Annotated in this window: 13 protein-coding genes; 8 read left to right on the plus strand and 5 right to left on the minus strand. The window is 47.5% G+C overall.

Annotated elements, in window-relative coordinates; genetic code table 11:
• The first annotated feature begins 73 nt into the window (after positions 1 to 73).
• A complete protein-coding gene (ddlA, locus tag HGT71_RS03895; protein WP_214216695.1) occupies positions 74 to 1,165 on the plus strand; it encodes a D-alanine--D-alanine ligase in 1,092 nt (363 codons plus the stop codon).
• On the opposite strand, the gene HGT71_RS03900 is transcribed toward ddlA, so the two are convergent.
• The 4 genes from HGT71_RS03900 to HGT71_RS03915 all read right to left on the minus strand — a co-directional run bounded on the left by HGT71_RS03900 (position 1,143) and on the right by HGT71_RS03915 (position 6,437).
• Positions 1,143 to 2,573 carry a GGDEF domain-containing protein gene (locus HGT71_RS03900; RefSeq protein ID WP_214216696.1) on the minus strand — a complete coding sequence of 477 codons (1,431 nt, stop codon included), beginning with the start codon at positions 2,571 to 2,573 and terminating at the stop codon, positions 1,143 to 1,145. The genes ddlA and HGT71_RS03900 overlap by 23 nt on opposite strands.
• 131 nt (positions 2,574 to 2,704) lie before the next feature.
• A complete protein-coding gene (locus HGT71_RS03905) occupies positions 2,705 to 3,514 on the minus strand; it encodes a 5'-nucleotidase, lipoprotein e(P4) family (RefSeq protein ID WP_214216697.1) in 810 nt (269 codons plus the stop codon).
• Between the two features lie 28 nt (positions 3,515 to 3,542).
• Positions 3,543 to 4,658 carry a 23S rRNA (guanine(1835)-N(2))-methyltransferase RlmG gene (gene rlmG, locus HGT71_RS03910; protein WP_214216698.1) on the minus strand — a complete coding sequence of 372 codons (1,116 nt, stop codon included), beginning with the start codon at positions 4,656 to 4,658 and terminating at the stop codon, positions 3,543 to 3,545.
• A gap of 90 nt (positions 4,659 to 4,748) precedes the next feature.
• The gene (locus HGT71_RS03915) at positions 4,749 to 6,437 is read right to left on the minus strand and encodes a chloride channel protein (RefSeq protein WP_241595146.1); all 1,689 of its coding nucleotides are present in this window, start codon (positions 6,435 to 6,437) and stop codon (positions 4,749 to 4,751) included.
• 331 nt (positions 6,438 to 6,768) lie between these two features.
• Here HGT71_RS03915 and HGT71_RS03920 point away from each other — a divergent pair, with 331 nt between their 5' ends.
• The 7 genes from HGT71_RS03920 to HGT71_RS03950 all read left to right on the plus strand — a co-directional run bounded on the left by HGT71_RS03920 (position 6,769) and on the right by HGT71_RS03950 (position 11,614).
• Positions 6,769 to 7,722, plus strand: coding sequence for a TerC family protein (locus HGT71_RS03920; RefSeq protein WP_214216699.1), 954 nt, complete (start codon positions 6,769 to 6,771; stop codon positions 7,720 to 7,722).
• Between the two features lie 241 nt (positions 7,723 to 7,963).
• Positions 7,964 to 9,193 (plus strand): serine/threonine transporter SstT, encoded by a 1,230-nt coding sequence (sstT, locus tag HGT71_RS03925; RefSeq protein ID WP_214216700.1) that lies wholly within the window; start codon positions 7,964 to 7,966, stop codon positions 9,191 to 9,193.
• Between the two features lie 300 nt (positions 9,194 to 9,493).
• Positions 9,494 to 10,162, plus strand: coding sequence for a DedA family protein (locus tag HGT71_RS03930; protein ID WP_214216701.1), 669 nt, complete (start codon positions 9,494 to 9,496; stop codon positions 10,160 to 10,162).
• Positions 10,162 to 10,485: an EnvZ/OmpR regulon moderator MzrA gene (gene mzrA, locus HGT71_RS03935; protein ID WP_214216702.1), complete on the plus strand. Its 324-nt coding sequence runs from the start codon at positions 10,162 to 10,164 to the stop codon at positions 10,483 to 10,485. The genes HGT71_RS03930 and mzrA overlap by 1 nt, the downstream gene beginning before the upstream one ends.
• A gap of 145 nt (positions 10,486 to 10,630) precedes the next feature.
• The gene (locus HGT71_RS03940) at positions 10,631 to 10,936 is read left to right on the plus strand and encodes an ElaB/YgaM/YqjD family protein (protein WP_048912756.1); all 306 of its coding nucleotides are present in this window, start codon (positions 10,631 to 10,633) and stop codon (positions 10,934 to 10,936) included.
• 1 nt (position 10,937) lies between these two features.
• Positions 10,938 to 11,336 carry a phage holin family protein gene (locus HGT71_RS03945; RefSeq protein ID WP_092671852.1) on the plus strand — a complete coding sequence of 133 codons (399 nt, stop codon included), beginning with the start codon at positions 10,938 to 10,940 and terminating at the stop codon, positions 11,334 to 11,336.
• Positions 11,333 to 11,614 (plus strand): YqjK-like family protein, encoded by a 282-nt coding sequence (locus HGT71_RS03950; RefSeq protein ID WP_214216703.1) that lies wholly within the window; start codon positions 11,333 to 11,335, stop codon positions 11,612 to 11,614. The genes HGT71_RS03945 and HGT71_RS03950 overlap by 4 nt, the downstream gene beginning before the upstream one ends.
• A 20-nt stretch (positions 11,615 to 11,634) precedes the next feature.
• On the opposite strand, the gene HGT71_RS03955 is transcribed toward HGT71_RS03950, so the two are convergent.
• Entirely contained in the window at positions 11,635 to 12,543 is a 909-nt protein-coding gene (locus HGT71_RS03955; RefSeq protein WP_048912759.1) for a LysR family transcriptional regulator, read from the minus strand.
• Between the last annotated feature and the right edge of the window lies 1 nt (position 12,544).

Below are 12,544 nucleotides of genomic sequence, written 5' to 3' on the forward strand. Positions count from 1 at the left end.
CTGCCGAGCATTGTCACTCCCATCACGACCTGTTATGTTGTCATCATACAGTTAAGTTACGGATAAAGAGTTTATGAAACAGCGGGTCGGTATCATTTTTGGCGGGAAGTCAGCAGAACATCAGGTTTCGTTACAATCAGCACGGAATATTTTAGAAGCGATTGATAAAACAAAATTTGATGTTGTTCTGTTGGGGATAACGAAACAAGGACAATGGTGCAGCTATCGTGTTGAACATTTCCTTGAGAATCCGACCGATCCTAAACGTATTGAACTGGCAGAAGCTGATGGGAAGCTACACTTGCAACCCGGCCAACCGCAAGCGATTGGCTCGTCTTCGGCGATCGATCTTTCCCAGATCGATATCATTTTCCCCATCGTTCACGGTACGCTGGGCGAAGATGGCACGCTGCAAGGACTCTTACGTATCCTGAATTTACCTTTTGTCGGCTCAGACGTACTGGGCTCAGCAATTAGCATGGATAAAGATGTCACCAAGCGTCTGTTACGCGATGCGGGCTTAAATATTGCGCCGTTCGTTACCCTAACGCCAAGCAATATTGAGAACATCAATCTTGATGATGTCGTATCACAATTAGGCTTACCATTATTCGTTAAGCCAGCAAACCAAGGCTCGTCAGTTGGTGTCAGTAAAGTGGAGACCTCAGATCAGTTAGGTCCAGCCATTGAAGAAGCCTTTCGTTTTGACCGCAAAGTCTTGGTTGAAACGGCAATTATTGGTCGTGAAGTCGAATGTGCGGTATTGGGTAACGAGCATCCGCAAGCGAGTCGTTGCGGAGAGATCGTCCTCTCGGATCAATTTTATTCCTACGAAACCAAGTACATTAATGAGCAAGGGGCCCAAGTGAAGGTTCCTGCCGATATCGATGACGCCACAGAGAATAATATTAGAGAGATAGCGCTTAAGGCTTACCAAGCTGTCGAATGCTTCGGTCTCGCGCGGGTGGATGTATTCCTTACCTCAAGCAATGAAGTGATTATCAATGAAATCAATACACTGCCTGGCTTCACCAATATCAGCATGTATCCAAAATTATGGCAGGCGAGCGGCTTAAGCTACCAAGATCTGATCACTAAACTGCTCCAGCTGGCGGTCGAGCGCCATCAGCAACAAAACAAAATCATGTCGGCGTTCGATCACTAAGCGCTGGACTACCCTCGGACCAATCGGGGGTAGTCAGATTTCGGCCTTCGGCTTTCGAAAGATAGAGACGTGAATCGGCTTTAGTGACCAACCGCGTAATTATCTGCGGCCACTTTTCATCGTGATTGACCGTCGCCACTTCCAACCCTAAGCTTATCGTAATTGAAAGCGAACGATCGCTTAATGAAAAATCATGTCGTGCCACCCGTAAACGTAGCGCTTCAGCCTGTTGATAGAGCTGCTCGCAGGAAATATCGAGTCCAATTAATGCAAACTCTTCTCCGCCAAAACGGGAGATATAAAACTGCTCTTTGCAATCACGTCGCAGAATGTAGCCCAATTCACTGAGTACTGCGTCTCCCGCCTGATGCCCAAAATTATCGTTAATCGCTTTAAAATAGTCGATATCAAATAGAATCATTCCCACCGACCGTCCAGACGGTAATGGGACGTCATTGAGCTTGTCGAAAAGCCCAGCGCGAGATAACAGTTGGGTTAAAAAATCAGTATTGGCTCGGATCTCTAAGCGCCTGTTTAACGTCTTTACCGCATCGATAGTGACTGACACCATAAAGGGTGTCAGTACCATAGCGGCAACATCCAGTCGGATGGAGACAAGAGTCATAATTTCGGGCGGAGTATCGACCAAGTGCTCACCAATTAAATTCTCATAAACCATCATGATTTCGAGAATACCGACCAAGAACGTCACGAATGCGGAGACAAATACGGGCAAGACTAATGCACACCAGATCAACACGGGTAGCGGAAAAGCGATACTGCCTGGCCCGCTGACCAGCGCCGCCCCCAGAAACAGAAGAGGCACCGATAATACTGCCAACACCGATGTTCGCTGCCAGACAAACTTTTGAGAACGTTTAAAACTGAGGATAAGGGGAAGGATCATTAATCCCGTCGAGAATTGTTCACTTACCCACAAGGCAACATTTAATAAAGTATCGGTAAGAGTTTTCCCCTCCACGCTCACGATCCCTCCCCACATCCCGGAAAGTAAGGAGGCCGCCAGACAGACAGGAAATAATATCGGCACTTGTTTGGGCGTAAGCTGATCAGTAGGGCTTTTCCACATACCTCTAAGCCCTATCGCAATCACCGCAATAAAGATGATGTTCGCCATATTGATTAAGATTGCTGAGGATAACCATCCGGAAAAAAGATAATCATTCAGGAACATTGCCAATGCACAGGCCAGATAATTGGTGGGCCGATGAGTCGATGGATAGCGAACAAAAATACCCGCCACCACCGCATTCACTATCCAGAACATCGACAGCACAAGGGGTAAGCGCAGATGGCTACTGACATAGCAAAGAAAGAAGGTGAGTAAAAACAGGGCAACGGTATCAGCAATACCACGAAATCTATCTAGAAAGGCTATCTTTTCCATATAAGTCAGTGCGCAACGCAGGTCCTTAAGCGGATTAGGTCGGGCTAGCGATACTTCCTAGCCCGATTGGCTGCCATTTAACCATAAATTTTATGAATGGGTCACAACAAACAGTGCCTAGTACAGTGTGGTTACGGTGTTTTTTTCCAAACACGTAACGCTTGCTCTCTGACTTGGAGCTTAGCTGAAGGACGCATTTTACCGTAATTTGGGCTTAACCCTGACTCCCAGTCACCATAGCTTGGATTGGGGAGTAAGAAGAATTCGGTCCCAAATTTATCGTGATTCTCTGTAACAAAACGACGACGCTGAACATTATCTTTATGCCAAGTGGCTTGGCCAAAATCGTTGAGGTTATCCCCAACATAGACCACTACCTGATAACCTTGATGCTTAATGCTGTCGAATCGCGCTTGTTTATTACTGCTGGATGTATTCAATAATAAGGTTTCTGACGAGATACCTGGGAAACCGAGTGCACGAAGGTTATCTGCGGTCGCTTGGCGATCTTGTTCCGCTCGGTTGGAGACATAGAAAATAGTCCCGCCATGGCTATCGATGTAGCGTGCAAAATCGACGGCCCCCGGAATGGCTAATGCTTGCTTGGCATGCGTCCACTGAGACCACGTGGCATCGGTAAAAGGCACTTGTTGTTGTGCCGCCCACGCCTGGTACGCACTGTTATCAATCATCGTTTCATCAAGATCGACAATCACCGCTGGGGAATGTATGCCCTTAGCGGCGGCTTGTTGGAAAGCTGACGTCGCGAATTTGAAGGTCTGAAGCGCAATTGCTTGGTATTCGCCCGATTGCTGCATCCAGTTAACTGCCATGGTGGATTGATCGGCCAAACGTTGATCCGCGAGTTTCTCCTGTGAGGTACAGGCACAGAGCGCGCTGATTAGCGTGACGCAAGACATGAATTTAACCGCATTCATCATAGCAATTACCCAGTTATCATAAGGAAAATTAGAGTTTCACTGAGCGTAAAACAACAAAGCGCGCATCGGAAGCAATTAATTGGCAATTACCAAATAATTTTTTTAATTTTCGGTGATAATCGAGATGGCGGTTTCCTATAACACGTAACTCTCCGCCATAGCCCAAGCATCTTTTGGCATCTCTGAACATTTGCCAAGCAATATGATCAGTGATCGCGCTTTGCTGATGGAACGGCGGGTTACACAAGACAGCGTGTAAACTGCCACCGGTAAAGCCACTCAAACTATTATTGACGGTGAACTCACAACGGGAGCGATCGTCTGGTAAATTTTTCTCAACATTAAGCTGACTTGATGCAACGGCCATCCACGATTCGTCAACAAAATGCACCTTCGCTTCCGGGTTTTGTTCTAGCGCCAGTAATCCAACGACCCCATTGCCACACCCCAAGTCAACGATAGTGCCTTCGAGTTGCGAGGGTAAGTGTTGTAGGAACAGGCGCGCGCCGATATCCAAAGATTGCCGTGCAAAAACATTGGCATGGTTATGCAATGTGTAAGGCGTCCCCTCTAACGGCCAACTCAATATTCCACTCGTGGCAGCAGGTTGTGTAGCGGTCAATTTGGCAAAAACGAGACGCGATTTTTTCCAAGCAAGGGAAGTGTGTGTCTCACCCAACCATTTTTCAAAAAGCTCAAGGGTGGAGCGATGGATATCTTTTGCTTTAGCGGCTGCAATGATCACCGTCTCGGCCGTCACGACTTGGCGTAATGCTTGCAGTTGTTGTTCAAGTAACGCTAAGGTTTTGGGGATTTTTATCACTACCGCAGCCATGCCTTCAGGTAATGCGGCAAGGCTATCTAAAAACCTGACGTTATTCACCGACAATTCGTTGGTCGCTAGATTGTGCAGGGTGGCTTGCTGGCTGATAAACGAATCGCTAACTTGCCAAACTTCGCGAGGGTGAAGTCCACAGGTTAGCGCCCCAAAATTATCATTAAAGACGAGGACAGGGCCGTCGGGTAATGACTGCTGGAGTAAATATTCATCTGCGGAATCCCACGCTTGTAAGTTGGGATCTGCCGCATTGGTTGGGAATCGGTTAAGGGTAAGCGATTGCCCACTTACTTGCAGTTCATTCATCGAGGTCTTCTCTGTCTAGTCGGATAATCATTAACGTGGCGAAGTATACGCAGTTTCTGTGTTAAACCCAACAATGCTCAGTATTTGGCCCTATAAGAAACTCTCTGCCTGCTGGATCAAACTCGTTTTCGTTAAGGCTCCAACAAATTGTCGCTGCTGAGGGTTGTTTAATACGGGTAATCTTTCGAGAGTCACTCGGCTGAAAGCTTCCCACCCCTGTTTTAAGGTTTGATCTTGAAAAACATAGGGGAAATCCGTTTCCATCACCTGTTCGATCGGAGAAGTTAACGTGATGTCCTCAGCTAATACCTTTTCAACGATTTTATGAATAGAGACCACGCCCAAAAACCGCTGCTCTGCGTCGATGATATAAACATAGCGCTCGCGCTTATACCCACTGGCATTAAGGGCTTGTTGCACCGAATCTTGAGGGGAAAGACAGGCTCCAGGAATAATCACTTCGCTGATACGGGTTTGGTCGAAAGTAAATTTCGCGTTCGCCCGAGATAAATGCGTACCAATTAAAGGATACGTGGTCGGTGAGTGGCACTGATAAGTCACCATAGTCGCCACAACACAAGCAATCATTAAGGGAAATAACAGGCTACTGTTCAGTGTCATCTCCATCACCATTAAGATCGCCATCAAGGGTGCCTGCGAAATTGCCGAGAGCACGGCGGCCATACCAATCGCCGCAAATAGCCACGGACTAAGCTGCGTAATACCCAGTTGTTGGCTCACTAGGCCACAGATACCCCCTAGCGTTGCACCGATCATTAATGCTGGGGTAAACATTCCGCCAACCGCCCCAGAGCCCACGGAACAGCTTGTAGCGATGATTTTGAGTACCAGTAAGGTGAGCAGCATCGGCATGAGATAGTGACCAGCGAACAGGTTGATAATGACCTCATAGCCATTGCCCAGTATGGCTGGAGAGATAATCGCTAAACTGCCTACGGCGGCGCCCCCACACGCCAGTCGAAGCGGGAGCGAAGGAATATGGTTGAACCACTGGCGGGTTTTCTGCGTGAGGGTAATAAACCCAAACCCAATCAGTCCACTGACAAGCGCCAGAACAACGGTAATCAGTAACGGCCCGGTTTGGATTGAGAAGTGCAGATCCATCAAGGGATATAATGGCGAACGAAAGCCCAATAGCCACATCGTGAGAACGGCTGTCACGGCCGACAACATAATGGGCATGGTTCGTTGCAAAGCAGAAATCCCAAAAGCGATCTCTGCCACAAAAATCGTCGACGCCAACGGAGCATGATAGACCGAGGCTAACCCTGCGGCAGCAGCCATCGCCACCATATCGGTATTCGCTAAGGCAAATCTTTTAGGCACAAAGCGGGCTAACCAGCTACCACAGAGTGCGGCAAGTTGCACCATGGGCCCTTCTTTACCGATCGATGCCCCACTACTGATACTCATCATTGAGGAGCACGCCCGAAGGACAGAAGACCCCGTCGGGACGGCATTAAGCCGTGCATTGATGACATCAAGGTAATCGGATTTGATCGCCGTTTGTTTCTCGAGCTTTACGGCAAAATGCAATAATCCCCCCGCAATAGCTCCGCCGATCCCGACGATCAACGGCCAGTAAACCCACGGCCATACTTGCATTGCCTGAGTGATATCATCGCTGCGCCCAAAAACGGCAAGGTTAAACAGCGCAATCACCATACGAAAAAGAAGTGTGACGCAGGCTGCTACAATCCCCACAGGAATTGCTAAAAATAATCCATGCCAACTTAGCGAACTGTTTTGTATTTTCACGCACCCTCCCCCGCTTCTATTGGCAGTGTAAAGGCTGTCGCGCCGTTCAACAATTGTTATTGCCTCAGCCTCCCTTCAGCTTAGAGAAAGTAAAGTATTTAAAAATATTACAAACAATGATTGTTTCTCCCCTACAAATTTCCTATGCTGATGTCAGCAAAGGGGAGTAACTTCAACGCTGGCAGATCGTCATTACGTGTGAAAACACCGGTCGTCAGGCAGTACGATAAGTATTGTAAGTGAGACCTTGCCACTAGGTGAGGTTTGCAATAATTCCGCTTTGACTGCCGACACCACCCTTTTTGTTTTTTCATTAATAAGGAATTGTCTTATGCAGACTGTCGGCACTCCACTGATGTGGGGGATCTTCTCCGTTATCGTCATCATCATGCTTATCATCGATCTACGGCTACAAAGCTCTGGACGTTCAGGCAGCATGAGTGTGAAACATGCAGCCCTATGGTCACTGGTTTGGGTCGGCGTCTCGCTCGGCTTTGCCGCAGGTCTCTGGTTCTACTTACAGCATCTCTCAGGCCATGCGGTCGCATCGGAACAAACCTTAAACTTCCTGACCGGCTATTTATTAGAGAAAGCCTTGGCGGTCGATAACGTATTTGTTTGGTTAATGTTATTTAGCGCTTTCGCAGTTCCCCCCGCGCTACAACAACGCGTTCTCGTCTATGGCGTACTCGGGGCCATCGTACTAAGAACCCTAATGATTTTCGCAGGCAGTTGGCTAGTTAACGAATTTAGCTGGATCCTTTATATCTTCGGTGCGTTTCTGGTCATCACCGGTATTAAGATGTTTTTATCAAAGTCGGACAATGGGCATCAGGAAGAGGGCCGCTTGCTACAATGGTTAAAAAAACGTATGCGAGTGACCGACCAACTGGAAGGCGAGAAATTTTTCGTGGTCCGTCAAGGCGTGCGTTACGCCACGCCACTGCTACTGGTATTGATTATGGTTGAGTTAAGCGACGTGATCTTTGCCGTTGACAGTATTCCCGCTATTTTCGCCGTAACCACCGATCCTTTTATCGTCCTAACATCTAATTTATTTGCGATCTTAGGTCTACGGGCGATGTACTTCTTGTTATCAGGCGTGGCTGAAAAGTTCAGCTTATTGCAGTACGGACTTGCCGTCATTTTGACCTTCATCGGGGTGAAAATGTTGCTGATCGATATCTGGCACATTCCTACGGCTATCTCGTTGGGTGTGATCGCAACCATCTTGATTGTAACCTTGGGACTCAACCACTGGCTGAATACACGAAAAAAATCATAACGTGATAAAATACTGCAAGGGAAGTTAACCACCTTGCAGTATATCCACACGATTAAACCCCATCAGATATATCCTCTATATAAACGTCATTTCTCGATATTATCGTTCAAGTTAAAATAATCGCTCTAACAAGATTCGCCTTTAACTTAATTCTCGTTTTCTTATACTGCCGCAGCAAACACGCTTCACTCACGCGTTATCGTGCGAAGCCCTTTTTAAAAACAAAGAACAAGAAAGAATGATGACTTCAAAATCCACTGGGTTAGTAAACTGGATACGTTCGGGGAATCTAATCACTCAAATTATTATTGCGCTGATTGCAGGGATTGTACTGGCGCTCATTTCTAAACCTGCGGCGCAAAGTGTTTCGCTTCTTGGCGAATTGTTTGTTCATGCCTTAAAAGCCGTTGCACCGATTTTGGTTCTGTTGCTCGTCACGGCCTCTATTGCAAACCACCAACAAGGGCAAAAAGTTAATATTCGTCCGATTGTGACACTCTATCTACTGAGTACATTCTTTGCAGCCGTGGTCGCCGTCGTGGCCAGCTATCATTTCCCCCAAACCCTGATACTGACCGATGCCCACTCAGGGAGTGAAGCCCCCAAAGGTATCTTAGCAATTGCGCAAGGTATTTTACTAAGCATGGTCGTCAATCCTGTCGATGCACTGATGCATGCTAACTATATTGGTATTTTAGTCTGGGCAATCGCGCTAGGCTTAGCCTTTAGGCATAGCTCTGTCGCAACACGTAACCTTTTAAACGACTTTTCCGGGGCGATCACTTGGCTGGTCGCCAAGGTGATCCGCTTAGCCCCTATTGGTATTTTTGGGTTAGTTGCCTCAGTACTGGGTACCAATGGCTTTAGCGCGCTCTCCAGTTACCTCAATCTACTATTCCTGCTGATTGGCTGCATGCTGACGATGGCGTTAGTGGTGAACCCAATACTGGTCTTCTGGAAAATAAGACGTAACCCCTACCCGTTAGTCTTCCTGTGTTTAAAAGAGAGTGGCGTTACCGCTTTCTTCACCCGCAGTTCTGCAGCAAATATTCCCGTCAATATGGCGATCGCAGAACGATTAGGCCTTGATGAAGACACCTATTCCGTCTCGATTCCGCTAGGGGCAAATATCAGTATGGCAGGGGCTTCAATCACTATCACAGTGTTAACCTTGGCAGCCGTCAATACCTTAAATATTAGTATCGATCTTCCCACTGCTATCATGCTCAGTCTTGTCGCGTCACTCTGTGCATGTGGGGCCTCGGGCGTAGCGGGAGGGTCATTGCTACTGATTCCGGTAGCCTGCAATATGTTTGGTATCCCCAATGAAGTCGCGATGCAGGTGGTCGCCATTGGTTTCTTGATTAGCGTCCTGCAAGATTCAGCAGAAACAGCATTGAACTCGTCGACCGATTTATTATTTACGGCGGCTGTCTGCCAAGCGCCCGACGCGCGTAAATCACAGTTATAAAGTCATTTCAGAGCCTCAGCATCCATGAGGCTCTTATTTTTCTTATCCCCTTTCCTAGGTCAACGAAAAACGAAAAATGTCAGCCTATGTAAAAAGGGTTGGGATTCGTGACTAACCTGCGTAAAACTCCCGCTCAAGGGACAATTAAAATGTTTATCACCCTAAATTTTTGTTACACTTGACGTCATTATGCTAGCAAGGAAGTTGATAAGCGTTTACTTTTCATATCGTTTTCACAGCGCATAATCTCAGTACTATTGGCGTAAAAATGCCAGATACCTTATTCATTAGGAATGTTAAATGGATACTTTGCAGGCCCTGCTCACCGCACTTTGGCATCAGGATTTCAATACGCTCTCCAACCCCTCGTTGGTTTGGATGCTTTACGGTATCTTGTTTATCATCATCAGTCTTGAAAACGGACTTTTACCCGCGGCATTTCTTCCTGGTGATAGCTTATTAATTCTTGTCGGCGTACTGATTGCGAAGGGAACCATGAGTTTCCCATTAACCCTATTCATTTTGACGACGGCTGCCAGCTTAGGCTGTTGGTTTAGTTATATTCAGGGGCGATGGTTAGGGAATACGCTATTAGTGAAGAAGTGGCTGTCGCATATTCCACAGAAATATCATGAACGCACCCACACCTTGTTTGAGCGCCATGGTCTTGCTGCGCTACTGATTGCGCGTTTTATCGCATTTGTTCGCACCTTACTGCCGACGTTAGCGGGCGTATCCGGCTTACGCAGTGCGCGTTTTCAAGTCTTTAACTGGCTGAGTGGTTTCCTCTGGGTGATGATCTTAACCTGTGCAGGCTATGCCTTAGGTAAAACGGCTCTCTTTCAAAAATACGAAGATAAACTGATGTTCTGCTTGATGTTACTGCCGGCAGTGTTGTTAGTCGGTGGACTTATCGGTTCATTAATTTTGCTGTGGCGTAAGCGTAAAGCATCAAGGCCTCAACATTAATGCGTCCTTTATTTATTAAGTCTCCGCGACAATACCTTGTTGCAGCGATACTCCTTCTGGTTGTGCTTGCCGTAGGGGTATTCGCCTACCAGCACACATGGCAATCGCCCGAAGCTGTTGTAAAAATCAATGTGACGAATCACGGTGTCTCGCTACCCGATGGTTTTTTCCTTTACCAGCACCTGAGTGCTGAGGGGATTACCATCAAGTCTATTACCTCTGGAAGCGATTCCTTGATCATTAGTTTTAATTCCATTGAAGAGAGTCATGCCGCGGAAAAGGTGCTTAAGAGAATTCTAGATAACGGTTATCGCATTGAATAGTGTTAAAAAATTATTACCGCCCTCACTTTGAACTTTCAAAAAGCCCATCTATACTTAATTGAGTATTTATTAAATGATCCCCTACCTTGAGTAGACGATCATAACGCCTATAAACTGGACTTTATCCCCCCAAAAGGAGTCTCTGATGTCGAAGAATAATGCATCTAACGATTTACGCGCAGAATTAGCTTCATTAGCAGACACGCTCGAAGAAGTGTTAAATCAAGGTAGCAGCAAATCTCGTACCGAACTTTCACGCTTACATCAGAAAGCACAGGACGCTTTACAAAATTCTCGCGATCGCCTGGGGGATTCAGGTGAGCGTATTGCCCAATCTACCCGTGATGCGGCCCAAAAAGCAGACTCTTACGTGCACGACAAACCTTGGCATGGTGTAGGCCTTGGTGCAGCCATCGGCCTGGTTGTCGGCATCCTTATCTCGCGGCGCTAAGATGAGTAGCTCAAGACCTGGCTCAGCACCAGGAGAAGGCATTCTAGGGGTGGGGCAACGTATACTGACCAGCCTAGTTAGCATTGCTGAAACTCGAATTCGTTTAGTGATCGTCGAGCTAGAGGAAGAAAAAGCCAACCTATTGCAAATGCTGCTTATGGTGGGCTTAACGATGATCTTTACTGCGTTTGGTCTAATGAGTTTGATGATTCTAGTCATCCTTGCAGTGCCACCCAGTGCAAGGCTTTACGCCATCGTTATTACGACAGCGGTTCTTTTCGGTCTAGCGATCATTTTTGGCGTCTGGGCGCTGGTGAAATCTCGCCGCTCTACTCTGCTGAAACATACTCGTAAGGAGTTGGATACTGACCGTAAGCAACTCGAGGAGAAACAGGCATGAGTCGTCGCGAACGTGAAGCACGCAAGCAAGAATTATTAACGACTATCCAGACTCAACGTATGGATCTCATCTCTTGTCAGCAGCAATGGCTCGTCGCCACTTCACGTTACGACCAGCTGTGGTCTGCCGCCTATGCCGCTCGCCGTTACTTCGCAATTGGTGGGGGTGTCTTAGCGTTGTGGGTAGCAAGAAAGCCCAAAATGCTGGGCCGTCTCGTTAAGAGAGGTTTCGGCCTGTGGAGCAGTTGGCGAATGATTAAAAAGATGATCCCACGCTAATCGCTCTGTCATGATTCCCGCTATTTCTGCGGGAATTTTTTTGCAAAAATTTTAGGTATCTCGCGTAAAGCCCAAGATTTCGCCTCGCCCATACTGTCTCGCCGCCAAGCCATAATCACATCGATATCGCGCTCATAGGTATTCGAAATCACTTTTAAACGCCCTTGGCGTAAGTCTTCTTCGATCATCGGATAAGGTAAGGTGCCTACCCCTAAACCGGCGACGATTGCACGGTATTTATTTTCAAGGTTACTCACCGTCAACCGACTCTGCCGATCCAGTACCTGTACGGTTATCGTCGGGCGCTTACGTGCCGAATCCGCTACCGCAATACCCCGGTATTTGAGGCGCACAGACTCCGCATCAGGATCGGGTTCGTTAAGGATAGGATGGTCAGCACTCGCCACATACAGGCTTTTCATGCTGTAGAGTTTACGGCTATTAATTTCCGTCGAGGTGCGAAAATGGAGCGTTGGGGCGATCACTATGTCGGCTCGCCCTTCTTCTAAGCTTTCCCATGCACCTGCCAATACCTCGGTCAGGAGATTTAGCTGGGTATGACTCTTCTCCTCAAGCTTATTGACCAAAGGATAAAGATATTCACAGCTCACCAGCGCTTCACAGACTATCGTCAGTTGCGGTTCCCAGCCCCGCGCCAAGGCTTCAGCATCTCCCGCTAGCTTATCTGCCGCATCGAGTAGAAAGCGCCCTCTTTCCAGCAGTAAGCGGCCGACATTGGTAAATTTAGTACGGTGACCCGAGCGGTCAAACAGCACAACATCAAGCTCGTCTTCTAATTTTTGCATGGTGTAGCTCAGTGCCGAGGGGACTTTTCCCAACTCCTCGGCTGCCGCGGCAAAACTGCCGCGGCGCTCTATCGCATCCATCACACGTAAGGCTTCTAAGGTTAATGCGCGCTCTTTAGGCATA

Origin of the sequence: Rosenbergiella epipactidis, assembly GCF_018494055.1 — a bacterium.
Lineage (GTDB): Bacteria > Pseudomonadota > Gammaproteobacteria > Enterobacterales > Enterobacteriaceae > Rosenbergiella > Rosenbergiella epipactidis.

What these genes read in the sequence shown, in the direction of transcription:
- ddlA (WP_214216695.1), top strand. Translation starts at nt 74, where the DNA reads ATGAAACAGCGGGTCGGTATCATTTTTGGCGGGAAGTCAGCAGAACAT.
- HGT71_RS03900 (WP_214216696.1), bottom strand. Translation starts at nt 2,573, where the DNA reads ATGGAAAAGATAGCCTTTCTAGATAGATTTCGTGGTATTGCTGATACC.
- HGT71_RS03905 (WP_214216697.1), bottom strand. Translation starts at nt 3,514, where the DNA reads ATGATGAATGCGGTTAAATTCATGTCTTGCGTCACGCTAATCAGCGCG.
- rlmG (WP_214216698.1), bottom strand. Translation starts at nt 4,658, where the DNA reads ATGAATGAACTGCAAGTAAGTGGGCAATCGCTTACCCTTAACCGATTC.
- HGT71_RS03920 (WP_214216699.1), top strand. Translation starts at nt 6,769, where the DNA reads ATGCAGACTGTCGGCACTCCACTGATGTGGGGGATCTTCTCCGTTATC.
- sstT (WP_214216700.1), top strand. Translation starts at nt 7,964, where the DNA reads ATGACTTCAAAATCCACTGGGTTAGTAAACTGGATACGTTCGGGGAAT.
- HGT71_RS03930 (WP_214216701.1), top strand. Translation starts at nt 9,494, where the DNA reads ATGGATACTTTGCAGGCCCTGCTCACCGCACTTTGGCATCAGGATTTC.
- mzrA (WP_214216702.1), top strand. Translation starts at nt 10,162, where the DNA reads ATGCGTCCTTTATTTATTAAGTCTCCGCGACAATACCTTGTTGCAGCG.
- HGT71_RS03940 (WP_048912756.1), top strand. Translation starts at nt 10,631, where the DNA reads ATGTCGAAGAATAATGCATCTAACGATTTACGCGCAGAATTAGCTTCA.
- HGT71_RS03945 (WP_092671852.1), top strand. Translation starts at nt 10,938, where the DNA reads ATGAGTAGCTCAAGACCTGGCTCAGCACCAGGAGAAGGCATTCTAGGG.
- HGT71_RS03950 (WP_214216703.1), top strand. Translation starts at nt 11,333, where the DNA reads ATGAGTCGTCGCGAACGTGAAGCACGCAAGCAAGAATTATTAACGACT.
- HGT71_RS03955 (WP_048912759.1), bottom strand. Translation starts at nt 12,543, where the DNA reads ATGCCTAAAGAGCGCGCATTAACCTTAGAAGCCTTACGTGTGATGGAT.